Genomic DNA, 22,024 nt, shown 5'->3' on the forward strand with positions numbered 1-22,024 from the left:
TCAGCTCTCCTGGGTGCTGTGCCGGTAGAAGTCCGCCGTGGCGGGGGGCAGCGGGGTGTTGCCGAGGATGAGGTCGGCCGACTTCTCGGCGAGCATCATCACCGGCGCGTAGATGTTGCCGTTGGTGAGGTACGGCATCGCCGACGCGTCGACCACACGCAGCCCCTCGACGCCGTGCACGCGCATGGTGTCGGGATCAAGCACCGACATCTCGTCGACGCCCATGCGGGCCGTGCAGGACGGGTGGTACGCGGTCTCGGCGTCGCGGGCGACCCACTCCAGGATCTCCTCGTCCGTCTCCACCCCCGGGCCGGGCGACAACTCGCCCGCGTCGTACAGGGCGAAGGCCGGCTGGGACAGGATCTCGCGCGCGACGCGGATCGCCTCGACCCATTCCTTCCGGTCGTTGGGGGTGGACAGATAATTGAACCGCAGCGCCGGATACACCTTCGGGTCGCGGGACTTGATTTTCACCGACCCGCGCACATCCGAATACATGGGTCCGATGTGCACCTGATAGCCGTGCTCCGCGTCCACCGGCGTGCCGTCGTAGCGCACCGCGATGGGCAGGAAGTGGAACATCAGATTGGGATACCGCACCTCGTCGTTGCCGCGTACGAATCCGCCCGCCTCGAAATGGTTGGTCGCCGCCGGTCCGGTGCGGAAAAGCAGCCATTGGAGACCGATCGCGGGCCGCCGGGACCATTTGAGCGACGGGTTGTACGAGATCGGCAGCTTGCAGGCGTGCTGCACATAGACCTCGAGGTGGTCCTGGAGGTTCTCGCCGACGCCGCGCAGTTCGTGCACCATGTCGACGCCCAGCGGCCGGAGTTCGTCGGGATTGCCGATTCCGGAGAGCTGGAGCAGTTGCGGGGTGTTGATGGCGCCGCCGCAGAGGATCACCTCGCCGCCGAAGACCCGCCGGCGTTCCCGGCCCCAGCGGCGGTAGTCCACCCCGACCGCGCGCTTGCCCTTGAACAGCACCCGGTCCACCTGCGAGAAGCACTGCACCGTCAGGTTCGGCCGCTTCTTGACCGGGTGGAGGTAGGCACGCGCGGCCGACCAGCGCCGGCCCCGGCGGATGTTGCGGTCGAAGCGGGCGAAGCCCTCCTGGCGGTAGCCGTTGACGTCGGAGGTCAGCGGGTGGCCGGCCTGCTGCGCCGCCTCGAGGAACGCGGCGAACAGCGGGTTCCGCGCCGGGCCGCGCTCCAGCCACAGCGGGCCGCCCTGGCCGCGCCACTGGTCGGCCCCGGCGACGCAGTGCTCCATACGCTTGAAGTACGGCAGGCAGTGCGCGTAGTCCCAGTTCTGCATGCCCGGGTCGGCGGCCCAGCGTTCCAGGTCCATGGGATTCCCGCGCTGGAAAATCATCCCGTTGATGGAACTCGATCCGCCGAGCAGCTTTCCGCGGCCCTGGGTGACGCGCCGGCCGTCCATGAAGGGCTCGGGTTCCGATTCGTAGCACCAGTCGTAGAAGCGATTGCCGATGACCATCGTCAGCGCGGCGGGCATGTGCGTGAAGATGTCCCAGATCCAGTCCGGGCGGCCGGCCTCGAGCACGAGGACTCTGTTCTCCCGGTCCGCGCTGAGCCGATTGGCCAGTGCGCAACCGGCCGAGCCCCCGCCGACGATGATGTAGTCGTACTCCGTCCGGCCCATGTCGCTCCTCGCGCTCATTGCACTACCCAGCGTTACAGGCTAAACATAGGCGGCGGGGATTTCCGGCGCACAACGGTGCAGCTGCATTCGGCTCAACCGGGGAAGGACTGCTACGTCCAGTCTGTTTATCGGCGGAAAGTGGATCGCCGCTTCGAGCGGCGCCACACGCGAGATTCTGAATCCCTACGACCAGTCCGTGGTCAGATCCGTGGACGAGGGCGACCGGACGGACGCGCTGGCGGCGGTGGCCGCGGCGAGGGCCGCGTTCGACCGCGGCGACTGGCCGTCCTGGACCCCTCAGCAGCGTTCCGAGCTGCTGCACAGAACGGCCGAGTACCTCCAGCGCGACCGGGCGGACATCGCCCGGCTGGAAACGCTGGACACCGGAAAGACACTCGTCGAGAGCGGCATCGACGTCGATGACGTGACGGCGGTGTTCCGCTACTACGCGGGCCAGGCCGAGATCGACTCCGGACGGGTGGTGGACGCGGGCGATCCCAGGATCCGCAGCCGCGTCGTCCATGAGCCGGTCGGTGTCTGCGCGTTGATCACGCCCTGGAACTACCCGCTGCTCCAGGCGTCGTGGAAGGTGGCCCCCGCGCTGGCGGCCGGGAACACCATGGTGATCAAGCCCAGCGAGATCACGCCGCTGACCACCATCAAGATGGTGGAGCTGATCGAGGAGGCCGGTGCGCCCGCCGGCGTGGTCAACCTCGTGCTCGGCGCGGGCAAGGCGGCCGGCGCACCGTTGGTGGAGAGCCCCGACGTGGATCTGGTGTCCTTCACCGGCGGCCTGTCGACCGGGCAGATGATCATGCGCACGGCGGCGGACACGGTGAAGAACGTCGCCCTCGAACTGGGCGGCAAGAACCCCAACATCGTGTTCGCCGACGCCGATGTCGAGACCGCGATCGACCACGCCCTCATGGCCGTGTTCTTCCACGCCGGGCAGGTGTGCTCGGCGGGCACCCGGCTCATCGTCGAGGACTCCCTGCACGACGACTTCGTCGCGGAACTCGTCCGCCGCACCGAGCGCATCCGGCTCGGCAACGGCCTGCACGAGCACACCGAGAGCGGCCCGCTCGTCTCCGCCGCTCACCGGGACAAGGTCGAGTCCTATGTGCGGCTGGGCGTCGAGGAGGGGGCGAGGCTGGTCGCAGGCGGCAAGCGGCCGGACGAACCGGAGCTGAGCAACGGCTTCTTCTACCGGCCCACGGTGTTCGTCGACTGCACGCAGGACATGCGCATCGTCCAGGAGGAGACCTTCGGTCCCATCCTGACCGTGGAGCGCTTCACCGACGAGGAACGCGCGGTCGAACTGGGCAACCACACCGACTACGGGCTCGCCGGAGCGGTGTGGACCAAGGACGCCGGCCGGGCCGAACGGGTGGCGCGGCGGCTGCGGCACGGCACGGTGTGGATCAACGACTTCGGTCCGTATCTGCCGCAGGCGGAGTGGGGCGGGTTCAAACGCTCCGGCATCGGCAGGGAGCTCGGTCACGAAGGGCTCGCCGAATACCGCCAGGCCAAGCACATCTACGAGAACACCGATCCGGAGCCGCAGCGCTGGTTCGCGCGCTGAGTCTCCGCAGCACCGGGAGCCCGGGCGGGCCACAGGTCCGCCCGGGCTCCCGGCTGCGCCGGGGGCGTTTCGTCCGGCGCCGGCGTGTCACCCGTGGGACAGCGTGAACCGCCGCCCGGGCGGCGGAACGATCCGCGTCGACCGAGGGAGAGCCGGATGACGGGAACCGCGAAGACCAACGAGACACCGGCCGCCGTCGTCCATATGCGCCCGCTGGCCAGCCCCCTCCCCATGGGCTTCATCGGCCTGGCGGGCGGCACCTTCGTCGTCGCCGGGCTCCAGCTGGAATGGCTGCCGCCGGCCCAGGGCACCGCCGTCGCACTCACGCTCCTGGCCTTCGTCTTCCCTCTGCAGGCAGCGGCGGCCGTACTCGCCTTCCTGTGCCGGGACGGGGTCGCGGCGACCGGGATGGCCGTGCTCTCGGGAACCTGGCTGTCACTGAGCCTGATCCTGCTCGCGAGCCCGCCCGCGACCACCAGCGGAGCCGCGGGACTGCTGCTGCTGGTCGCCGCCCTGGCCCTGTGGGTGCCGGTGGCCGCCGGCGGCGCCGGAAAGCTCGTGGCCGCCGCCGTCATGGCGCTCGCGTCGGTCCGGTTCGCGGCGACCGGGATCCACGAACTGTCCGGGTCCGAGGCCTGGAAGCACACCGCCGGCGTCATCGGCCTGGTCCTCGCGGCCGCCGCCGTCTACGCGGCTTTCGCCCTGGCCTTCGAGGACCAGCAGCGCCGGGCGCTGCTGCCCACCTGGCGGCGGGGCAAGGGCGCCGAGGCGTTCAGCGGGGACTGGGGGGCCGAGTCGGCCCAGGTGACCGGCGAGGCGGGGGTACGCCGGCAACTGTGAGAGTCCCGGCGTTCCGCGGCCTCACCGGTCTTCTTCGGTCTCCACGTCGCGCTCGTCCTCGGGGGGCGCGCCGCCCTCGCGTGCCAGGCGGTCGCCGAGCTCGTCCCGCACCAGGGCGGCGCGTGCGATGCCACGGGTGCGGTACGCGGTGCGTCCCACGATCTGGCCGGTGACGGGAACGGTGAACAGCTGGAACAGGGCCACGAGCAGGACGACGGGGGCGTAACGGCCCGGTACCTGCATCGCCGTCCCCGTGAGGATCAGGACCAGCCCCACCGACTGGGCCTTCGCCGAGGCGTGCAGCCGGGTGGCGGTGTCGGGGAACCGCAGCAGGCCCAGCGCGGCCAGCAGACACAGCCCGGCCCCGCCGAGGAGGAGCACGGCGCTGACGACGTCCCGCACCGTGCTCATCGCATGTGCTCCCGTTCCTCGACGAGATGCGCGGCGGCGACCGAGCCGATGAAGGCGAGCAGCGCCAGGACGAGCAGCACGGGCAGCGGGGTGGCGTCCGAGTGGGCGGCCATGTGCACGGCCGTGCCGGCGATCACGAGGGTGACCACGACGTCCAGGGCCACGATCCGGTCGAGTGCGGCGGGCCCGCGCAACAGGCGGAGCAGGGTCAGCAGCGCCGCTGCGGTGATCACGGCCTGGGCGGTGGTGAAGACGACGCTCATGACTCCTCCTCGGCGTCGGTCATGACTCCTCCTCGGCGTCAGCGGCTCCGGTCCCGTCGTCCCGGCCGAGTGCGCGCGTCACGCGCTCGTCCACCGCGCGGACCTCGCGCCGCCGGCGCTCGGGGCCGTCCGGGTCGCGGGCCGGCAGCGCGTGGACGTACAGGGTCTGGCCACGGCGGTCGATCTCCAGCACGAGCGTTCCCGGGGTGAGGGTGGTGAGGTTGGCGACGGTCGTGACGAGCAGGTCCGTGTCGGCCCGCAGCCGCACCTCCACGATCGCCGCGGAGGTCTTGCTGCCGTAGCGGACGGCCTCCCACGCCACGGTGGCGGCGGAGCGGACGAGGTCGAGGGCCAGCCGGCCGACGAGCCCGGCCACCCGGAGCGGACGCCGGCCCGCGGGCGTGCGCACCGGCGGCAGCGGGAACGCCACGACGACGGCCAGCGCCACCAGGAACCCGGCCGTGACCACGAGGGGGCTGAGCGATCCCCACAGCACCGCCCACAGCACCCAGAGCCAGCAGACCGCGAAGGCACGGCTCGCTGCGTGTCGCCCGCCTCTCGTCACGACCGGCCCTCCTCGCCCAGTACGGCCGCCCGGTAGTCCCGCGGGTCCAGAAGGTCCTCCGCGGCCCGCTCGCCGACGCGGGACAGCGGTCCGGCGCAGGCCGCGATCGCCACCCCGGTCAGCGCCATGCCCGCGGTCGCGGCGAGCATCAGCGCCGTCCCGCGCCGCATGGTGCGCGTGGCGACCGGGTCGCCGCCCGGCGCAGGCGGTGCGGGAGCCGGCCGGGTACCCGAGAACGCCGCGTTCCATACGCGCGCCATCGCGTACAGCGTCAGCAGGCTGGTCAGCAGCGCGGCGCCCGCCAGTACGTAACCGGCGGCGCCCGCCTGCGCCGTCGCCTGGAGCAGGGCCAGTTTGGCCACGAACCCGGACAGCGGCGGGATGCCGGCCAGGCTGAGCGCGGGCAGCGCGAAGAGCACCGCGATCCCGGCGCCGGTGGCCGCTCCGCCCTCCATGCGGTGCAGCGCCGTGGTGCCCGTGCTGCGCAGGACCAGGCCGGCGACGAGGAACAACGTCGCCTGGACGACGATGTGGTGGACCACGTACAGGATCGTGCCGGTCAGCCCGGCCACGTCGAACAGGGCGAGGCCCAGCAGCATGAAGCCGATGTGGCTCACCAGGGTGAAGGACAGCAGCCGGTTGAGGTCGTCCTGCGCGACCGCGCCGAGGATGCCGACCACGAGGGCGGCGATCGACACGACGGCGAGCAGCAGCCACACCCCGGTGCGGGGGAAGAGCATGGTCTGGGTGCGCAGCACCGCGTACACCGCGACCTTGGTCAGCAGGGCCGCGAACACGGCGGTGATCGGCGCCGGGGCGGTGGGATAGCTGTCGGGGAGCCAGAAATGGAGCGGCACGACCGCCGCCTTGATGCCGAAGACCACGAGCATCAGCAGGCCCAGCGCGCTCTGCAGGCTGCCCGGCAGCGCGGCGAGGCGCTCCGGGAGCTGGGCGAGCGTCACCGTGCCGGTGGCGCCGTACACCAGGGCCACCACCGTGATCAGCAGCAGCGAGGAGGTGAGGGAGACGATCGTGTACGTCATGCCGGCCCGGGTCCGGGGCTCGTCGGAGTCGAGGGTGATCAGCACGTACGACGCCGCAAGCATCACCTCGAACGCGACGAACAGGTTGAAGAGGTCTCCGGTCAGATAGGCCAGCGCCACGCCGCCGACGAGCAGCAGATACGCGGGGTGCAGCACGGCGGCCGTGCCGGGACGGTCCTCGGCGGTGCCCTGGCCGACGGCGAAGAGCAGCACGGCCAGCGCCACGAGCACGGAGACGGTCAGCAGCAGCGCCGAGAGACGGTCGGCGACGAGGGCGATCCCCAGGGGCGGGGGCCAGCCGCCGACGTGCACGGCCACCGGGCCCTGTTCGTCGACCACCGCGAACAGGGCGAGGGACACCGCGAGCACGCAGGTCAGCACGGCGACGCTGATCGCCCTGACGAGGGCCTTCGGAACGCCGAGCAGGAGTACGCCCCCGGCGAGGACCGGCAGCAGGACCGGGGCGGCGAGCAGGGTGTCGGTCACGGATGCTCCCCCGGTTCGTCGCGTGGGCGGTCGTCCCTGCTCGGGCGCGGGTCGCGGGCCCGGCCGTCCTCGGCCCGCTCCCGGACGGTTCCGATGCGGCGGTCCTCGATGTCGTCGCGTACCTCGTCGTGCCCCGAGAGCCGCCAGGAGCGAAAGGCCAGGGCAAGCAGGAACGTCGTGAGCCCGAAGGTGATGACGATCGAGGTCAGGGCCATGGCCTGGGGCAGCGGGTCGGCGTACTCCGCCACGTCCACGGCCTTGTCCCCGACGATCGGCGGCTTGCCGGGTGAGCCGCCGGCGACCAGGAGCAGCAGGTTGGTGCCGTGCCCGAGGACGAGGAAGCCGAGGACGATGCGCATCAGCGACCGTTGCAGCATCAGATAGAACCCGAGGGCGTAGAGGCCGCCGACGACGACGGCCATGGTCAGATCCAGTGCGTTCAAGTCTCGTCGCTCCTCTCGGCGCCGTCGGGCCGGTGCGTCCCGTCCGTGTCCGTCGCGGGCCCGCGGAATGCGGCCTCCTGCGGTGTCGCCGTGTCGCGGGGACGACCGAGGGCGACGCCCACGGCCGACAGCAGGGTGAGCGTGACTCCGACCACCAGCAGATAGACGCCGATGTCGAAGAAGAGGCTGGTGGCGAACTCGACCTTCCCGAGCACCGGCAGATGGGCCGTCACGACCGTGGCGGACAGCGGGGCGGCGCCGGCCAGGAGCGGCAGCGCGCCGACGGCGGCGGCGAGGACGAGTCCGCCGCCGGCCAGCGCGCCCGCGCCGACCGGGGCCGCCGTGCCCGGATCGGCTCTGCCTCCCACCAGGTACCTGAGGACGAACGCCTGCCCGGCCACCAGTCCGCCGGCGAACCCGCCGCCCGGGTGCGAGTGGCCGGAGAACAGCAGGAAGAGGGAGAGCACGAGGATCGACGGGAAGAGCAGCCGGGTGACGACCTCGAGCAGTACGGAACGCTCGCTCCCGGCGCGCTCGTCCGCTCCGGGCAGCCACTTCTCCTGCGGCTCGTCCCAGTGCGCGGTGGGGAAGTCGCCGGGCCGGTGCTCGGTCGCGCCCCCGCCGGTCCGGCCTTCGTCGGAGGCCCGGTCCACGGCGGCGGTCCGGTCGTCCTCTGCGGCGCGGTCCTCGGCGGCGGTGCGGGTCGGCCGCTGCTCGTTCCAGATCCGCACCAGGCTGACGACACCGATGGCCGTCACCAGCAGCACGGAGATCTCGCCGAGGGTGTCCAGGGCGCGGAAGTCGACGATGACGGCGTTGACCACGTTGTGCGCCCCCGCCTCCTCCGCCCGGCGGAGGTACTCGGAGGCCACCGACGGGCTTCGCCGGGCGGACGCCGCGACCAGCGCGAACGTGGCTACGAAGAGCCCCACGGCCACGGCGACGGAGGCGCGCACGGTGCGGACGCGCCAGGTCGTCCTGCCGGGCGTGAACCGGGCCGGCATCCGGCGCAGCGCCAGCACCACCACGACGAGCGTCATGGTCTCGACGAGGAACTGGGTCAGGGCCAGGTCGGGCGCGCCGCGCACCAGGAAGAGCCCCGCCACTCCGTAGCCGACCGCGCCGACCAGGAGGGTGCCGGTGAGCCGGTACCGGGTGGTCAGCACCATCGCGGCGGCGGCCAGCACCCCCACGCCCAGCGGCAGTTCGAGGGCGGCCCGCCACAGCGGCGGTGAGCCGATGTCCGGGATCATGGCCGCCAGCGCCGTGCCGGGCAGCAGGACCACCGTCGTCAGGATGACGGCGAGGTGGACCGGCAGCGAGCCGACGTGCGTGCGGCGGGTCAGCCGGGCCGCGGCCTCGTCCAGCGCCGCCAGCGTACGGCGGTAGCCGGGCTGCTCCCCGGGCAGTTGTGGCGGCCCCAGGCGGGAGGGTCCGGAAGCAGTGGACATGCCCTGCCGGCCGGCGAGGTGCAGCAGCACCCCGGCGAGCACGGCGAGGGCCGACAGCCCGAGCACGGGCGTCAGTCCGTGCCACAGGGCCGGCTCGTAGGGGCCCTTCGGGCCGGGCGGGTAGGCGTCGGCGTACGGGCGCACCGCCCGGTCCGTGCCCGTCGCCCACACGCCGCCCACCAGGCCGGCGACCGCCAGTACGGCCACGGGTGCCAGGAACCCCGCGGCGGGCGGCCGCGGCTCCTTGCCGCCGGGTCGCGGCGCGCCGCCGAACGCCCCGGCGAGGAAGCGGGCGGCGTAGGTCACCGTCAGCGCCGAGCCGAGCACGAGGGCCGCGAGGAGCCAGCCGTGCGCGGTCAGGTCAGGGGCGTGGAGGAACGCCTCGAAGGCGGCCTCCTTGCCGAGGAAGCCGATGAGCGGGGGCAGACCGGCCATGGAGGCGGCCGCGAGGACGGCGACGGTCAGCAGCCAGGGCAGCCGGCGTCCCACCCCGGAGAGTTCCCGTATGTCCCGCGTGCCGAGCTGGTGATCGATGATGCCGGTGACGAGGAACAGGGCCGCCTTGAACGCCGCGTGCGCCAGCAGCATCACGGCGCCCGCCAGGGCGGCGGTCCTGGTCCCCGCACCGAACAGGGCGATCAGCATGCCGAGTTCGCTGATCGTGCCGTACGCGAGGAGCTTCTTGAGGTCGGTCTCCCGCAGGGCGCACCACGCGCCGAGCACCAGGCTCGCCAGCCCCACGGCGAACACCATGGGGCGCCACGGTCCTGCGGTGGCCAGCCCGGGGGCCAGCCGGGCGACGAGATACACACCGGCCTTGACCATGCTGGCCGCGTGCAGGTAGGCGCTCACCGGTGTCGGCGCCACCATCGCCGCGGGCAGCCAGCTGTGCAGCGGCATCTGGGCGGACTTGGCGAACGCGCCGATCAGGACCAGGACCACCGCGGCGGTGGCCGCGCCGCCCTGCGGCGGGTCGTCGACGATCGCCGAGACCCGGTACGTACCGGCGGCCTCGCCCAGCAGCACGAAGCCGAGCAGCATGGCGAGGCCGCCCCCGGCCGTCACGAGCAGCGCCTGCACGGCGGCACGGCGGCGCTCCGCCCGGTCCCCGCGTCCGGCGATGAGCAGGAACGACACGACGGTGGTGAGCTCCCAGAACACGTACAGCAGGAAGAGGTTGTCCGCGAGGACGAGCCCCGTCATGACTCCGGCGAACGCCAGCAGCAGGGCCGACTCCCGGCCCGTGTCGTGTTCCGTGTAGTGGCGGGAGTAGAGCAGGACGGCCGCTCCGACGCCTCCGACGACCCACAGCATCAGCAGCGAGAGACCGTCCAGCCGCAGGTCCAGGACGAGCCCCAGCGCGGGCGCCCACGCCCAGGACTCCTCCACCGTGCCGCCGGCCAGCACCTCCGGGGCCTGGAAGCCCGCCCAGAGCGCCGTGGCCAGCGGCACGGCGGCGGCCGGATACCAGGCGGTGGCCCCGAACCGGCGTGCCCACCAGGGCAGCACCGCGGCGACCGTGGCATGGAGTGCCAGCAGGACCAGCACGTTCCTCCCCCCTCCGCCGCTCGGCGGGTCCCTGTCGGGTGGCGGCACGGCCACGGTCGGCTGCTGCCGTACGGGGCCGCTTCTTGCGATGTGGGTGGACAGTCGGCCGGCCCGCGCAGCATTTTCCAGCCGGGGCACCGGGGTGGGACGCCCACCACGCGGGGCGGCGGGGCAAGTCCCCCGGCTGGCGGTGCGGATGCACCCCGGGGGCCGGCTCAGGGATCGCGGGCGTAGCCGTGGTCGGCCGCGTAGGCGGCGAAGATCTGTCTGGGGGTGCCGTCCGTGCGCAGGAAGTGTGTGCCCAGGGTGCCGGCGAGCCGCTCGAGGGATCTGCCGAGCATGGCGGCGCTCATGCGGACGGCCACGTCCCGGGAGTGCTGTCCCTGGACGGCGAGGTCCGCGGCGTAGTCGGCCGTCGCGGCCAGTGCGGTGTCCGGTTCACCGTCGTGGAAGTAGTACGTCTCCCCGTGCTGGGTGAGGTCGATACGGACGTGGTTGACGTCCTCGGCCAGCTGCTGGAACAGGACCGCGGTGGCCGTCGCCCCGGGCGGGGGCGGCAGGCCGCCCGTGGCGCGCAGGGACGCCAGCCGCAGGGCCAGGAGCCGCCGGCGGGTCAGGGCGGGGTAGATCTGGCTGATCCAGGAGACGGCGGCCGTCAGCAGGGCGAAGCCGATCAGGGCTTCGAGCGGGGCGGCGATGCGGAGCCAGGCGTCGGTGGGGGCGATGTCGCCCAGACCGAGAGTGCCGACCATCACCAGGGAGAGATAGAGGCCGTCGACGATGTCGGCGCGCCGGCCGGGCTCCAGGTCGGGACCGTAGGAGAAGCCGTCGGGGATGTGGGGCCAGTAGACGAGGGTCCAGCCGGCCACGATGATCAGCGTCCACATGAGAATCACGGCGATCATCGACAGGGGGCCGGCGAGAGCGGCGATCGTCCCGCGGGCGCCGAAGCGACGGGCGAGCCGCCACAGTAGGGTCATCACCGCCGTGCTCAGGCTGCCGCGGCCGGTGGGGTGCCACAGCGTGTGGAACAGATCGCGCAGGCCGACCAGCACCAGCGCCGCCCCCGCCGCCGTGATCAGCCACTCCACCCGGCGTCTCCTCCCCGCTCGGTCCGCACTGTGCGCCGCCCGACGGCGGCCGCGTACCCGCCCGGCGGCTCGGCACACAACGACCGCCGCCGTACGGGGCCGTGGACCGCTTCGGGGCGGGACGCCGGTCCGGGTACCCGCGGTCCCGGCGTTTCAACATCGGCGGCCCGGGTGGTGCGTACGTGCTGGTGCCGACGCTCGGCGCCGGGACTCCGCCCGCGTCGCGCCGATGCCGGCGGCGACCACCAGCACGGTGCCGGCGACCTGCAGAACCCCGGGCGTCTGGGCGATGAGGACCATGCCGGCCACGAGGCTGACGGCCGGTGCCAGACCGGCCGGCGTGCCGTACGTGGTCTTCCCGTTCCGCTGGAGGGCCTGCGTCTCGAGCAGGAACGGCACCAGCGGCATGAGCACGGCGAGCCCGAGCCCGAGCACACGGCGCGGCTGCTGAGCTCGGGAGGCGCCGACCTGGGCGTGGGGTACGACTACAGCCTCGTACCGCGGACCGTGCCACCGGAGTTGAGCGCCCGGCAGTTCGAGGAGCAGCCGCTGTGTCTCGCCGTGCCCGCGGACCATCCGGACGCCGGCCGCCCTGTCGCGCTGTCCGGGCCGGCGGAGTCCGCCGGTACCGGCCGGATCGCCAACTCCCCCGGCACGGACGACGACGAGCTGGTGCGGCGGGTGTGCGCGATGGCCGGCTTCGTACCCGGGATCGCGCACCGCGTGGACAGCCTCCATCTGGTCGACAGCCTGGTCGGCGCGGGTCTCGGGGTGGCCGTGCTGGCCAGTTCGGGGATCGAGCGGCATCGGACGGACGTCGCGTTCCGGCCGCTGGACCCGCCGGCCGGCACGCGCCGCAGTTCCCTGCTCGCGCGCGCCGGCCAGTGGTCGTGGCCGCCCGTCGCCGCTCTGGCGGCGATCGTCGCGGAAGGCCCGTGCTCAAACGCGTCGACGGACCGCCGGTCAGCCGGGCGGCCGCCCGGTGCGCAGCATGTGCCGTACGGCCGTCTCGGCCGGTCCCTGGGTCGCCGGAATGCCGTAGGCGCCCTCGTCCCCGAGGCGGGGCAGCGCGGCCGCGACGGTGACGCCCTCCTCGTACAGCTCGATCACGCGCGGATTGATGTACGAGGCGCGGCAGACGGCGGGGGTGTTGCCGAGGTACCCCGCGACTTCGCGGGTCGCCCGGGCGATGGCGCGTCTGCGTGCGGTCTCGCTGCGGGCGACGGACTCCGAGACGGCCAGGGCCACGGCGGCCATGACGGTGGCGTGCCAGGTGCGGAAGTCCTTGGCGGTGATCTCCAGGCCGGCCAGTTCCTTCAGGTACAGGTTGACGTCGGCGCTGCTCACGTCGCGCCAGGCGGGCCGCTCCCAGTAGGCGAGAAGCCGGTCACCGCCGCCGCGACGGCGCAGCAGCGAGGTCAGGCTGCGGCACACGGCGGGATCGACGACGCTCTGGACGATCTCCTTGCCGTGCTTGCCGGTGTAGGTGAACAGGACCGCCCCTGCCTGGCAGCGGGAATGTTCGCGCAGCAGCGTGGTGAGGCCGTAGCTGTTGTTCATCTCGGTGTAGCGGTCACTGCCGATGCGGAAGAAGCCGAGGTCGAGCAGGCGTACGGCAGTGGCGAGGACGCGCCGGCGGGTCAGGCCCCGGTCTCCGAGGTGGCCCTCGACGGCTTCGCGTACGGCGGGGAGTGTTTCGGCCACCTCGAGGACGTGGTCGTGCTTGGCCTGCTCCTGCTCTGCGCGGAACTGCGGGTGGTACAGATACTGGCGGCGGCCCGCAGCGTCGGTGCCGACGGCCTGGAGGTGACCGTTGGACCGGGTGCAGATCCACACGTCCTGCCATGCGGGCGGGATGACGAGTGCCTTGATACGGGCCAGCTCGGCGGGGTCGCGCAGCGGGCGGCCGTCTGCGTCGACGTAACGGAAGCCGCGCCCGTGGCGGATGCGGCGGTAGCCCGGGTCGGTGGGCCTGCTGTGGTGAAGACGCAACCCGGCCTCCAGGCTCGTTCGTCCGGCGCGCGGTGTGCCGCAGCTGCCCGGGTGCCCATCGGAACGATGGTGCCGGTCCCCAGGATCCCTCACGATCCCTCACGAGGCGGGCACTGCGGCACATGACCATGGTGTCCCGGTTGGCGGTGCGCAAACACCGCCGGGGACGCCGCGGCGGCGGCTGTTTCGGCCGTGGCGGCCAGGGGCACCCGCCCTGCGTCGCATCGGAGGTGAACCATGCCGGGACGCGAGGAGCTTCCTTCGACGCTGGAGCGCTCGCCCAAGGACGCGCAGCGCACCTGGATCAAGGCCCATGACTCCGCCGTCGAGCAGTACGGGGAGGGCGAGCGGGCCCATCGGGTCGCCTTCAGCGCGCTGAAGCACACGTACGAGAAGGTCGCGGACCACTGGGAGCGCAAGGAGCAGGGCCGCAAGGGCCCCTCCGATCCGCGCGCCGGTACGCCGCGGGACCGGCCGGCCCGCAGCGGCGAAGGTGTCGACGAGAACGCCACCATGCAGCATCTGTACGAGGTGGCCCGCCGGCTGGACATCGGCGGCCGGTCGAAGATGAACCGGGCGGAGCTGCTGGAGGCGATCCGCAAGGAGAACCGTTCGCAGACGCGTGCTGCCCGGTCCTGACAGGAGGGGGGCGGACCCATCCGTCCTCGTCGAGAGAAGGAGCCGTGCATGAGCAGCAGCGGAGCCGGCGCCGAGCAGAGCCGCAACAGCGACTACGGGCAACGGAAGTTCAAACGCTCGCGCAGCCACTTCGCCGACCGCATCACCGAGGACGGGCGTGACGGCTGGCCGGTGGAGCCGGGCCGGTACCGGCTGGTGGTCAGCAAGGCGTGCCCCTGGGCGAGCCGTTCGCTGGTCTCCCGCCGGCTGCTGGGCCTGGAGGACGCCCTCTCGCTCGCCGTGGCCGACCCCGTCCAGGACGACCGCAGTTGGCGCTTCACCCTGGACCCGGGCGGGAAGGACCCCGTGCTGGGCATCCGGTACCTCGCGGAGGCGTACGACGCGCGGGAGACGGACTATCCGGGCGGTGTCAGTGTGCCCGCAGTGGTGGACGTCCCGAGCGGCAGACTGGTCACCAACGACTACCAGCGCATCACCCTGGACCTGGCGACCCAGTGGCGTGCCCTGCACCGCCCCGGCGCCCCGGATCTGTATCCGGAGGCGCTGCGCGAGGAGATCGACGCGGTGATGGACGAGATCTACCGCGACCTCAACAACGGCGTCTACCGCGCCGGTTTCGCGACGGATCAGCAGGAGTACGAGGAGGCGTACGGGGACGTCTTCCGCCGGCTCGACGCCGTGTCCGAGCGGCTGAGGGAACGGCGGTATCTGGTCGGCGACTCCATCACCGAGGCCGACATCCGGCTGTTCACGACCCTGGTGCGGTTCGACGCGGTGTACCACGGCCACTTCAAGTGCAACCGCTACAAGATCGCGGAGAACGAGGTGCTCTGGGGGTACCTCCGCGATCTGTACCAGACCCCGGGTTTCGGCGACACGGTGGACTTCGACCACATCAAGCGGCACTACTACACGGTCCACACCGGCATCAATCCGACCGGTATCGTCCCGGCGGGCCCGGACCTGTCGGGGCTGACCACGCCGCACCACCGGGAGAGGCTCGGCGGCCGCCCCTTCGGGGACGGCACCGCGCCGGGACCGCCCCCGGCGGCCGAGCGTACGTAGGAGGCCCTCGGCCGGCGGGACGGAAACCATCGGACCATACCCCCCGCCCGTATACTCGGTTACGAGGGAAGGAGTGATCCGATGGTTCAGGACGTGTACGGCGTGCAGGGAATGACGTGCGACCACTGCGTGCGCGCGGTGACGGCCGAGGTCGGCGCGCTGCCCGGGGTCGAGCGGGTGAGCGTCGACCTCGCCACCGGCGAGGTGACGGTCACCAGCGAGGACCGGCTCGACCCCGACGCGGTGTCCGCGGCGGTGGAGGAGGCGGGTTACGAACTCGTCGGGCGTGACCAGAGGTGACGCGGGGCTCCTGGGACGCGGTTCGGCGCACCGCCGCCCACCCGCTGGTCCGCGTCGTCGCGGTGGCGCTGCTGCAGTACGCCGCGTCGCGGCTGGCCGAGCCCTCCCCGGCGGCCGGGACGGGCGCACGGGGCGGCTGCGGGAAGCCGGGGGCGGCACGGCGCCCGGAGTGAGGAACGCCGGAGGGGCGGACCGGTTGCGGTCCGCCCCTTCGCACCGGCCGTCGGGCTCCGGCCGCGCCGGTCAGTGCCCGTGCCCGGCAGGCTCGTCGCCCTCGGGGTGGGACTCCTGCTGCGCCGCCGCGGGCCCGCCCGCGTGCACGGTGAACGCCGCGGTGCGGACCTTGCCCTCGTGCTGGAAGTCGAGGAAGAGGCGGTACGAGCCCTTGCTGGGAGCGGTCGCGGTGAAGGAGATCTCCGGGCCGGGCTTCGTCTTCCCGTCGCCGGGCTCGCCGTTCGGGTGGACGTGCAGATAGGCGAGGTCGCCGGAGCGCAGCGCGACGAGGTGGCCGTACGCGCCCAGGTAGGGCTGCAGGTCGGTGACCGGCTTGTCGTCCTTGGCGACGTCGAGCTTCAGCTCGCTGCCCGCGCCGGGGCGCAGTTCCCCCTTGAGCGTCACCTCGTAGCCGTCCACGGTCACCGTGCGCTCGGAGCGGGGCAGCGGCCCGGGCTTCGACTGCCCCGAGACGGCCAGGTCCGCGCCGAGGGTGAGGCCGCCGGTGTTCTTCGCCGCGGGGGCGAAGTCGGCGAAGACCCGGTAGCCGCCGGCCTTGGGCAGCTCGACGGACGTGGACCAGGTGCCGTCCGCGGCGCGCACCGGGTGCAGGTGGCGGTAGGTCGTCAGGTCGCGCGACGCGACGATCAGGTGGAGCTCCTTGCCGTGTTCGCGGCGGAACTCGGTCACGTTGCGGTCCGCGGCCTCCTCCACGACGGCGAAGCGCAGCTCCGCGGGTTTGCCCGCCGCGACGCGCGGGGTCCGCAGGTCGAGCGCGTACCCCTGGTCGGCGATCTGGAGCCCGCCCGGCAGCGACGTCTCACCGCCCTCCGCTTCGGCATGGTCCTCATGTGCGGCGGCGCCCTTCTCCTTCGCCTCGTGCGCGGTGTGGTTCGCGGGCTTCTTCTCGGCGACGACCGGCTCCACGGCGCTGCCGACCCCGTAAGCCGCGCCGAACGTGGCCGCGAGCGCCGCCGCGAAGGCCGTGATCTTGAGACCGGTGTTCATGACTACCCCTTCCACAAAGGCCGCCCGATGCGCGGCCACACCGACACGGTACCCCCAGGGGGTATAAAGTCAAATGCCGGCCGACCTTGCGCATCAATACGGGTGGGGGGTATACATGAACTCGTCAAGAGGTACCCCTAGGGGGTATGATGCACCGGCCCGCCGGAACCACCCGGTCCCGCCGTCGCCGATACTTGCGTTCCGAGTACGAGGAGCACGTCATGGGAACCCCAACGACGACAGTCGGCACAGCCGCGGTCGAACTCGCCATCGGCGGGATGACCTGCGCCTCGTGCGCGGCGCGTATCGAGAAGAAGCTCAACCGCATGGACGGCGTCGAGGCGACCGTGAACTACGCCACGGAGAAGGCGAAGGTGACCTTCGCCGACGACGTCGCCGTGGCCGATCTGATCGCGACGGTCGAGGCCACCGGCTACACCGCGCAGGAGCCGGCCCCGCCCCGCACCGAGAGCGGGGGCGGCCCCGACGGTGCCGATGACGAGAACAGGGCGGACGAGGAGCTCCGGCCCCTGCGGCAGCGGCTGCTGACCGCCGTCGCCCTCGCCGTGCCGGTGATCGCGATGGCCATGGTCCCGGCGCTGCAGATCGAGTACTGGCAGTGGCTCAGCCTGACCCTGGCCGCGCCGGTCGTGACGTACGCGGCCTGGCCGTTCCACCGCGCGGCGTGGACCAACGCGCGGCACGGCGCGGCCACGATGGACACCCTGATCTCGGTGGGCGTCTCGGCCGCGTTCCTGTGGTCGCTGTGGGCGCTGTTCTTCGGCACCGCCGGCACCCCGGGGATGACCCACCCCTTCGAGTTCACGATCGCCCGCACCGACGGCGCCGGGAACATCTATCTCGAGGCCGCCGCGGGTGTGACCGCCTTCATCCTGGCCGGGCGCTACTTCGAGGCCCGTTCCAAGCGGAAGGCCGGGGCCGCGCTCCGGGCACTGCTGGAGCTGGGCGCGAAGGAGGTCACCGTGGTGCGCGGCGGCCGCCAGGAGACGATCCCGACCGCCGATCTGCAGGTGGGCGACCGGTTCCTGGTCCGCCCCGGCGAGAAGATCGCCACCGACGGCACGGTCGTCGAGGGCTCCTCCGCCGTGGACGCGTCGATGCTGACCGGCGAGTCCGTGCCCGTCGAGGTCTCCGTCGGCGACTCGGTGACCGGCGCGACGCTGAACGCCGGCGGCCGGCTGGTGGTCGAGGCGACCCGGGTCGGCGCGGACACCCAGCTGGCCCGGATGGCGAAGCTGGTCGAGGACGCGCAGAACGGCAAGGCCGCCGCCCAGCGGCTGGCCGACCGGATCTCCGCCGTGTTCGTGCCCGTCGTCATCGCCCTCGCGCTCGGCACGCTCGGTTTCTGGCTCGGCAACGGCTCCGGTCTGACCGCCGCGTTCACCGCCGCCGTCGCCGTGCTGATCATCGCCTGCCCCTGCGCCCTCGGGCTGGCCACGCCGACCGCACTGATGGTCGGCACCGGCCGCGGCGCCCAGCTCGGCATCCTGATCAAGGGCCCCGAGGTGCTGGAGACCACCCGCAAGGTCGACACCATCGTCCTGGACAAGACCGGCACCGTCACCACCGGCCGGATGACCCTGCTCGCCGTCCACACCACCGACACCACCACCGAGACCGAGGTCCTGCGTCTTGCGGGCGCGCTGGAGAACGCCTCCGAGCACCCCATCGCCCAGGCCGTCGCCGCCGGAGCCACCGAGAGGACCGGCCCTCTCGCCGACCCCGAGGACTTCGCCAACATCCCCGGCCTCGGCGTCCAGGGCGTCGTCGACGGGCACGCCGTCCTCGTCGGCCGCGCCAGACTCCTTGACGAGTGGGCCATGGAACTGCCCGCGGACCTCGCCCGCGCCAAGCACGACGCCGAGGCCGCCGGCCGCACCGCCATCGCCGTCGCCTGGGACGGCGAGGCCCGCGCGGTCCTCGAGGTCGCGGACGCCGTCAAGGACACCAGCACGGAGGCGGTCCGCCGCCTGCGCGCCCTCGGCCTCACCCCCATCCTGCTCACCGGCGACAACGAAGCCGTCGCGAAGAGCGTGGCCGCCGAGGTCGGCATCGACGAGGTGATCGCCGAGGTCATGCCCGAGGACAAGGTCGACGTCGTCAAGAAGCTCCAGGCCGAGGGGCGCAGCGTCGCCATGGTCGGCGACGGAGTCAACGACGCCGCCGCCCTGGCCCAGGCCGACCTGGGTCTCGCGATGGGCACCGGCACCGACGCCGCCATCGAGGCCGGCGACCTCACCCTCGTACGCGGCGACCTCAACGCCGCCGCCGACGCCATCCGCCTCTCCCGCCGCACGCTCGGCACCATCCGCTCCAACCTCTTCTGGGCCTTCGCCTACAACGTCGCCGCCCTCCCCCTGGCCGCCGCCGGACTGCTCAACCCGATGATCGCCGGAGCCGCCATGGCCTTCTCGTCGGTCTTCGTCGTCGGCAACTCCCTGCGGCTGCGCGGCTTCGAGGCCGCGTGACCGCGGCCGAGGGGACGTGGCCGGCTACCAGCACCAAAGGACGACGTACTCAGGGGCCTCGGTCACATCGCGGGCCAGGCGAAGGCGAGTGAGGCCTCGCAGGCCATCGCACGGCTCGTGAAAGCGTGACAGATCAGGAATCCGTCCCACACGATCCGCCGTACCCGGCAGAGGGTACGGCGGATCCGTCGTAGGGGCCCGCTTCGCACCGTCGCCAGGTTTCCGGACCGAGCTCACCGGGCTGAAGCACGACGTGACCCTCTCCCTGCTGACCGCCGGATCAGGGCGCGGCGAGCAGGCGTTCGGTCTCGGTCGGCCCTCGCTTCGGCCCATGCGGAAGGTGGTCGACGCTCTGCCCTGAAGCCACCGGGCCTCCGCGAGCGACGCGGCCCGGCAATTCCTCTTCGACCCGGAGATCGACCTGCTCTCACGCCGGTCGGCCCTTGAGAAAGTGCCGCCGGGCACCACGATGATCCAGGTCTACGCGACCGCGCTCACCGTGACAGCGGCGGCAGCCGTCGCCCTGTCCACCCAGTCGGCCTCCGCGGACCCGTTGCCCGATCCCGGCACGAAGGGCGTCAAGGCGCAGGTCGACCGGCTGTACGAAGAGGCGACGCAGGCCACCGAGAAGTACAACGGGGCGAAGGAGAAGGCCGACGGGCTGCAGAAGCAGGTCAAGAATCTGCAGGAGACCGCCGCTCGCAAGCAGGGCGAACTCAATGAACTGCGGGGCCGGCTGGGCACCATGGCGGCCGGCCAGTACCGCAGTGGCGGTCTGGACCCCTCCGTTCAGCTTCTGCTCTCCGAGGACCCCGACACCTACCTCCGAAAGGCCTCGGACCTCGACCGGTTGAACGCGCGGCAGGTCACCCTGCTCCAGCAGTTCATGTCCCAGCAGCGCGCACTGCAGCAGCAGCGCGGCGAGGCCGCGGAGAAGCTCGGCGACCTCGAGGACACCCGCGAGGAACTGGACAGCAGGAAGCAGGAGATCCAGGGCAAGCTCGCCAAGGCCCGGCAGCTCCTCAACACGATGACGGCCGAGGAGAGGGCCCGGATCGCCGCCGCGGAGGAGCGCGCCGACCGGTCCAGTGACCGCGTCGATCTCGGCAACGAGGCCGGCGCCTCGCAGCGCGCGGCCGCCGCCTTCAGCGCCGCCCAGAGCCGGGTCGGCATGCCCTACGTGTGGGGTGCGTCCGGCCCGACCTCCTTCGACTGCTCCGGGCTGACGTCATGGGCGTTCCGCCAGGCCGGCGTCTCCATACCCCGCACCTCACAGGCGCAGGCGAACGCCGGAACCCGTATCGGTTCCCTCGGCGCACTCAAGCCCGGCGACCTCGTCATCATGCGCAGCGACCTCAGCCATGTCGGCTTCTACGCGGGCAACGGACAGATCCTGCACGCTCCCAAGCCCGGAGCGCAGGTGCGGTACGAGTCGATCGCCCGCAGCGGAATGACCTTCATGTGGGGCGTACGCATCAGCTGACCGCCAGCCGCTCGCCCAGGACCCCGCCGGGCCACTCACCCGAGACCGGGCTGGCAGACGAGCAGCAGGGGAAACAGCGGGACGGTCACGGCCCCGGCCACCGCGGACCCGCGGAGCAGGGGGTGCGGTGCCCGGTGCGCGCCCAGAACCCTGCGCAGGCGGATCACCGCACTGTCACCCCCGGCCGAGAACGCGCCCCTCGGCGCCCGCACGGTGGCCATCCGGTACATCGCCGCGGCGAACACCTCGTGCGACTGGCTCCGCACCGCACGGTCGTCCGCGATCATCTCGAGCAGCAGTGCTGTCTGCTCCTTGACGTAACGCGCCAGAGGCAGCGCTCGGAACACCGATGCGAACGCCTCCGCGGCCGCCAGGGCGAGATGGTGGCGGCCGGCCACGTGGGCCCGTTCGTGTTCCAGAACGGCTTCGAGCTGTGCGGGCGAGAGCATCTCGACCGCCGTGTCACTGACAACGATCCTGGGACGTCTGCCCGGAAGGCAGTACGCCGCGGGCGCACCATAGGTGAGGACCGTCGCCCGCAGATCCTCACGGTGACGGCCGACCACGTCCAGCGTCTCGCGGTGGCGGGAACGCGCGCGGCAGGCCCGCACGACATGAAGGACGAAGCTGCTCCCCAGGGCCAGCATGACCACCGCGGGCAGCGCGACGGCCAACCGCTCCGCCGTGCCCGGACCCGGTGTCCCGGCGCCCGCGTGCAGGCCGCAGGCGTGCAGCACACCGATGAAGTCGGCGTGGAGGTGCTCGGTGGGCGTCGCCAGGTTGTAGGCGAAGAGAGCCGCGGCGACCGAGAACGAGAGCGCGAGCGCCTGCCACACCGCTGCCCCGAGCGCCGGCGCCCGGTGTGGCCACGCGCTGCGCAGCAGCAGTCGCGGCGCCGCGACGCCGACGGCCGCCAGGTAGCCGAGCAGCGCGGGCGCGGCGTTCACTCCTGGCCCCGGCGTCCCACGGCGCGCAGCGCCTTGCGCAGCGCTTCCACCTCGTCCTCCGACATGCCCTCGACGAAGCGGAGCAGAGCGGCCGGACGGTCCTTGCTGGTCCCGAGTCCGTCCTCCATGAGCGCGGCGGAGTACGCCTCGCGGCTGCGCACCGGCGTGTAGAGCCAGGCCCTGCCCTGCTTGCCGCGTACCAGCCAGCCCTTGCCATGCAGGATGTTGGTCACGGTCATCACCGTGCTGTACGCGACCGGCCGCTGCCTGTTGATGTCGTCGACGACCTCGCGGACCGTGGCCGGGCGGTTCCACGTCCACAGCCGGTCCATGATCTCTGCCTCGAGTTCCCCCAGCCGACGCATGGCCCGTCTTCCTTCCGCCGCATGATTCGCGGCTCCATAGTAGGCCCCGGCCCGGCGCGCCCCGCTGCCGAGCACGGCCGTGCCCGGTGCTCATGCAGGTTCTCGTGACCGTGACCCTGTCGGGCCTGCGTCCCGAGCACT

General features: G+C 72.4%; 20 protein-coding genes and 2 pseudogenes. 10 read left to right on the plus strand and 12 right to left on the minus strand.

From position 1 onward, the window contains the following. Complete coding sequence (betA, locus tag ACFYOP_RS20675) at positions 1 to 1,659, minus strand: choline dehydrogenase (RefSeq protein ID WP_356897931.1); 1,659 nt, start codon at positions 1,657 to 1,659, stop codon at positions 1 to 3. A gap of 85 nt (positions 1,660 to 1,744) precedes the next feature. On the opposite strand from betA, the gene ACFYOP_RS20680 reads away from it, so the two are divergent. Both ACFYOP_RS20680 and ACFYOP_RS20685 read left to right on the plus strand, forming a co-directional pair. Continuing rightward, positions 1,745 to 3,241 carry an aldehyde dehydrogenase family protein gene (locus tag ACFYOP_RS20680; RefSeq protein ID WP_388452425.1) on the plus strand — a complete coding sequence of 499 codons (1,497 nt, stop codon included), beginning with the start codon at positions 1,745 to 1,747 and terminating at the stop codon, positions 3,239 to 3,241. A gap of 156 nt (positions 3,242 to 3,397) precedes the next feature. Further along, a complete protein-coding gene (locus ACFYOP_RS20685; protein WP_356897930.1) occupies positions 3,398 to 4,081 on the plus strand; it encodes a GPR1/FUN34/YaaH family transporter in 684 nt (227 codons plus the stop codon). A gap of 21 nt (positions 4,082 to 4,102) precedes the next feature. Here ACFYOP_RS20685 and mnhG read toward each other — a convergent pair whose 3' ends face one another. From mnhG to ACFYOP_RS20720, 7 genes are all read right to left on the minus strand, one after another. Further along, a complete protein-coding gene (gene mnhG / locus ACFYOP_RS20690; RefSeq protein ID WP_356897929.1) occupies positions 4,103 to 4,492 on the minus strand; it encodes a monovalent cation/H(+) antiporter subunit G in 390 nt (129 codons plus the stop codon). Then, positions 4,489 to 4,755: a monovalent cation/H+ antiporter complex subunit F gene (locus ACFYOP_RS20695; protein ID WP_356897928.1), complete on the minus strand. Its 267-nt coding sequence runs from the start codon at positions 4,753 to 4,755 to the stop codon at positions 4,489 to 4,491. Before ACFYOP_RS20695 ends, mnhG begins: the two co-directional genes overlap by 4 nt. Positions 4,756 to 4,774: 19 nt before the next feature. Then, positions 4,775 to 5,320 carry a Na+/H+ antiporter subunit E gene (locus ACFYOP_RS20700; RefSeq protein WP_356897927.1) on the minus strand — a complete coding sequence of 182 codons (546 nt, stop codon included), beginning with the start codon at positions 5,318 to 5,320 and terminating at the stop codon, positions 4,775 to 4,777. After that, a complete protein-coding gene (locus ACFYOP_RS20705) occupies positions 5,317 to 6,849 on the minus strand; it encodes a Na+/H+ antiporter subunit D (protein ID WP_356897926.1) in 1,533 nt (510 codons plus the stop codon). Before ACFYOP_RS20705 ends, ACFYOP_RS20700 begins: the two co-directional genes overlap by 4 nt. After that, complete coding sequence (locus ACFYOP_RS20710; protein ID WP_356897925.1) at positions 6,846 to 7,292, minus strand: Na(+)/H(+) antiporter subunit C; 447 nt, start codon at positions 7,290 to 7,292, stop codon at positions 6,846 to 6,848. The genes ACFYOP_RS20705 and ACFYOP_RS20710 overlap by 4 nt, the downstream gene beginning before the upstream one ends. Further along, complete coding sequence (locus ACFYOP_RS20715) at positions 7,289 to 10,291, minus strand: Na+/H+ antiporter subunit A (RefSeq protein WP_356897924.1); 3,003 nt, start codon at positions 10,289 to 10,291, stop codon at positions 7,289 to 7,291. The genes ACFYOP_RS20710 and ACFYOP_RS20715 overlap by 4 nt, the downstream gene beginning before the upstream one ends. A gap of 215 nt (positions 10,292 to 10,506) precedes the next feature. Further along, a complete protein-coding gene (locus ACFYOP_RS20720) occupies positions 10,507 to 11,382 on the minus strand; it encodes a potassium channel family protein (RefSeq protein WP_356897923.1) in 876 nt (291 codons plus the stop codon). Positions 11,383 to 11,856: 474 nt separating this feature from the next. Between ACFYOP_RS20720 and ACFYOP_RS20725 the strand changes: the two are divergent. Then, a pseudogene (locus ACFYOP_RS20725) lies at positions 11,857 to 12,252 on the plus strand (LysR substrate-binding domain-containing protein); the annotation flags it as partial. 93 nt (positions 12,253 to 12,345) lie between these two features. On the opposite strand, the gene ACFYOP_RS20730 reads toward ACFYOP_RS20725, so the two are convergent. Further along, entirely contained in the window at positions 12,346 to 13,374 is a 1,029-nt protein-coding gene (locus ACFYOP_RS20730; RefSeq protein WP_356897922.1) for a DNA topoisomerase IB, read from the minus strand. A gap of 237 nt (positions 13,375 to 13,611) precedes the next feature. Here ACFYOP_RS20730 and ACFYOP_RS20735 point away from each other — a divergent pair, with 237 nt between their 5' ends. The 4 genes from ACFYOP_RS20735 to ACFYOP_RS20750 all read left to right on the plus strand — a co-directional run bounded on the left by ACFYOP_RS20735 (position 13,612) and on the right by ACFYOP_RS20750 (position 15,551). Then, positions 13,612 to 14,013 (plus strand): ChaB family protein, encoded by a 402-nt coding sequence (locus ACFYOP_RS20735; RefSeq protein WP_356897921.1) that lies wholly within the window; start codon positions 13,612 to 13,614, stop codon positions 14,011 to 14,013. Between the two features lie 48 nt (positions 14,014 to 14,061). Then, on the plus strand, positions 14,062 to 15,078 hold the full coding sequence (locus ACFYOP_RS20740; protein ID WP_356897920.1) for a glutathione S-transferase C-terminal domain-containing protein: 1,017 nt from the start codon (positions 14,062 to 14,064) through the stop codon (positions 15,076 to 15,078). 81 nt (positions 15,079 to 15,159) lie between these two features. Beyond that, on the plus strand, positions 15,160 to 15,378 hold the full coding sequence (locus ACFYOP_RS20745) for a heavy metal-associated domain-containing protein (RefSeq protein WP_356897919.1): 219 nt from the start codon (positions 15,160 to 15,162) through the stop codon (positions 15,376 to 15,378). Continuing rightward, positions 15,375 to 15,551 carry a hypothetical protein gene (locus ACFYOP_RS20750; protein WP_356897918.1) on the plus strand — a complete coding sequence of 59 codons (177 nt, stop codon included), beginning with the start codon at positions 15,375 to 15,377 and terminating at the stop codon, positions 15,549 to 15,551. The genes ACFYOP_RS20745 and ACFYOP_RS20750 overlap by 4 nt, the downstream gene beginning before the upstream one ends. A 70-nt stretch (positions 15,552 to 15,621) precedes the next feature. On the opposite strand, the gene ACFYOP_RS20755 is transcribed toward ACFYOP_RS20750, so the two are convergent. Continuing rightward, entirely contained in the window at positions 15,622 to 16,599 is a 978-nt protein-coding gene (locus ACFYOP_RS20755) for a hypothetical protein (RefSeq protein ID WP_356897917.1), read from the minus strand. Positions 16,600 to 16,820: 221 nt separating this feature from the next. Between ACFYOP_RS20755 and ACFYOP_RS20760 the strand changes: the two genes are divergently transcribed. The 3 genes and pseudogenes from ACFYOP_RS20760 to ACFYOP_RS20770 all read left to right on the plus strand — a co-directional run bounded on the left by ACFYOP_RS20760 (position 16,821) and on the right by ACFYOP_RS20770 (position 20,571). After that, positions 16,821 to 19,088 (plus strand): heavy metal translocating P-type ATPase, encoded by a 2,268-nt coding sequence (locus ACFYOP_RS20760; RefSeq protein ID WP_356897916.1) that lies wholly within the window; start codon positions 16,821 to 16,823, stop codon positions 19,086 to 19,088. Between the two features lie 202 nt (positions 19,089 to 19,290). Continuing rightward, positions 19,291 to 19,570, plus strand: a pseudogene (locus ACFYOP_RS20765) (DNA-binding transcriptional regulator); the annotation flags it as partial. Next, positions 19,558 to 20,571: an NlpC/P60 family protein gene (locus ACFYOP_RS20770; protein ID WP_356897971.1), complete on the plus strand. Its 1,014-nt coding sequence runs from the start codon at positions 19,558 to 19,560 to the stop codon at positions 20,569 to 20,571. The pseudogene ACFYOP_RS20765 and the gene ACFYOP_RS20770, both read left to right, overlap by 13 nt. A 35-nt stretch (positions 20,572 to 20,606) precedes the next feature. Here the strand turns inward: ACFYOP_RS20770 and ACFYOP_RS20775 are convergent, their stop codons facing one another. Further along, positions 20,607 to 21,518, minus strand: coding sequence for a M56 family metallopeptidase (locus tag ACFYOP_RS20775; RefSeq protein ID WP_356897915.1), 912 nt, complete (start codon positions 21,516 to 21,518; stop codon positions 20,607 to 20,609). Then, positions 21,515 to 21,883 carry a BlaI/MecI/CopY family transcriptional regulator gene (locus ACFYOP_RS20780; RefSeq protein WP_356897914.1) on the minus strand — a complete coding sequence of 123 codons (369 nt, stop codon included), beginning with the start codon at positions 21,881 to 21,883 and terminating at the stop codon, positions 21,515 to 21,517. The genes ACFYOP_RS20775 and ACFYOP_RS20780 overlap by 4 nt, the downstream gene beginning before the upstream one ends. Positions 21,884 to 22,024 lie beyond the last annotated feature (141 nt).

Source organism: Streptomyces sp. NPDC006294 (genome assembly GCF_042870895.1).
In the GTDB taxonomy this organism is placed as follows: Bacteria; Actinomycetota; Actinomycetes; order Streptomycetales; family Streptomycetaceae; genus Streptomyces.

Coding starts and splice junctions, on each gene's coding strand:
- ACFYOP_RS20735 (WP_356897921.1), top strand. CDS start 13,612: ATGCCGGGACGCGAGGAGCTTCCTTCGACGCTGGAGCGCTCGCCCAAG.
- ACFYOP_RS20745 (WP_356897919.1), top strand. CDS start 15,160: ATGGTTCAGGACGTGTACGGCGTGCAGGGAATGACGTGCGACCACTGC.
- ACFYOP_RS20780 (WP_356897914.1), bottom strand. CDS start 21,883: ATGCGTCGGCTGGGGGAACTCGAGGCAGAGATCATGGACCGGCTGTGG.
- ACFYOP_RS20755 (WP_356897917.1), bottom strand. CDS start 16,599: ATGAACACCGGTCTCAAGATCACGGCCTTCGCGGCGGCGCTCGCGGCC.
- ACFYOP_RS20695 (WP_356897928.1), bottom strand. CDS start 4,755: ATGAGCGTCGTCTTCACCACCGCCCAGGCCGTGATCACCGCAGCGGCG.
- ACFYOP_RS20770 (WP_356897971.1), top strand. CDS start 19,558: ATGATCCAGGTCTACGCGACCGCGCTCACCGTGACAGCGGCGGCAGCC.
- ACFYOP_RS20760 (WP_356897916.1), top strand. CDS start 16,821: ATGGGAACCCCAACGACGACAGTCGGCACAGCCGCGGTCGAACTCGCC.
- betA (WP_356897931.1), bottom strand. CDS start 1,659: ATGGGCCGGACGGAGTACGACTACATCATCGTCGGCGGGGGCTCGGCC.
- mnhG (WP_356897929.1), bottom strand. CDS start 4,492: ATGAGCACGGTGCGGGACGTCGTCAGCGCCGTGCTCCTCCTCGGCGGG.
- ACFYOP_RS20685 (WP_356897930.1), top strand. CDS start 3,398: ATGACGGGAACCGCGAAGACCAACGAGACACCGGCCGCCGTCGTCCAT.
- ACFYOP_RS20740 (WP_356897920.1), top strand. CDS start 14,062: ATGAGCAGCAGCGGAGCCGGCGCCGAGCAGAGCCGCAACAGCGACTAC.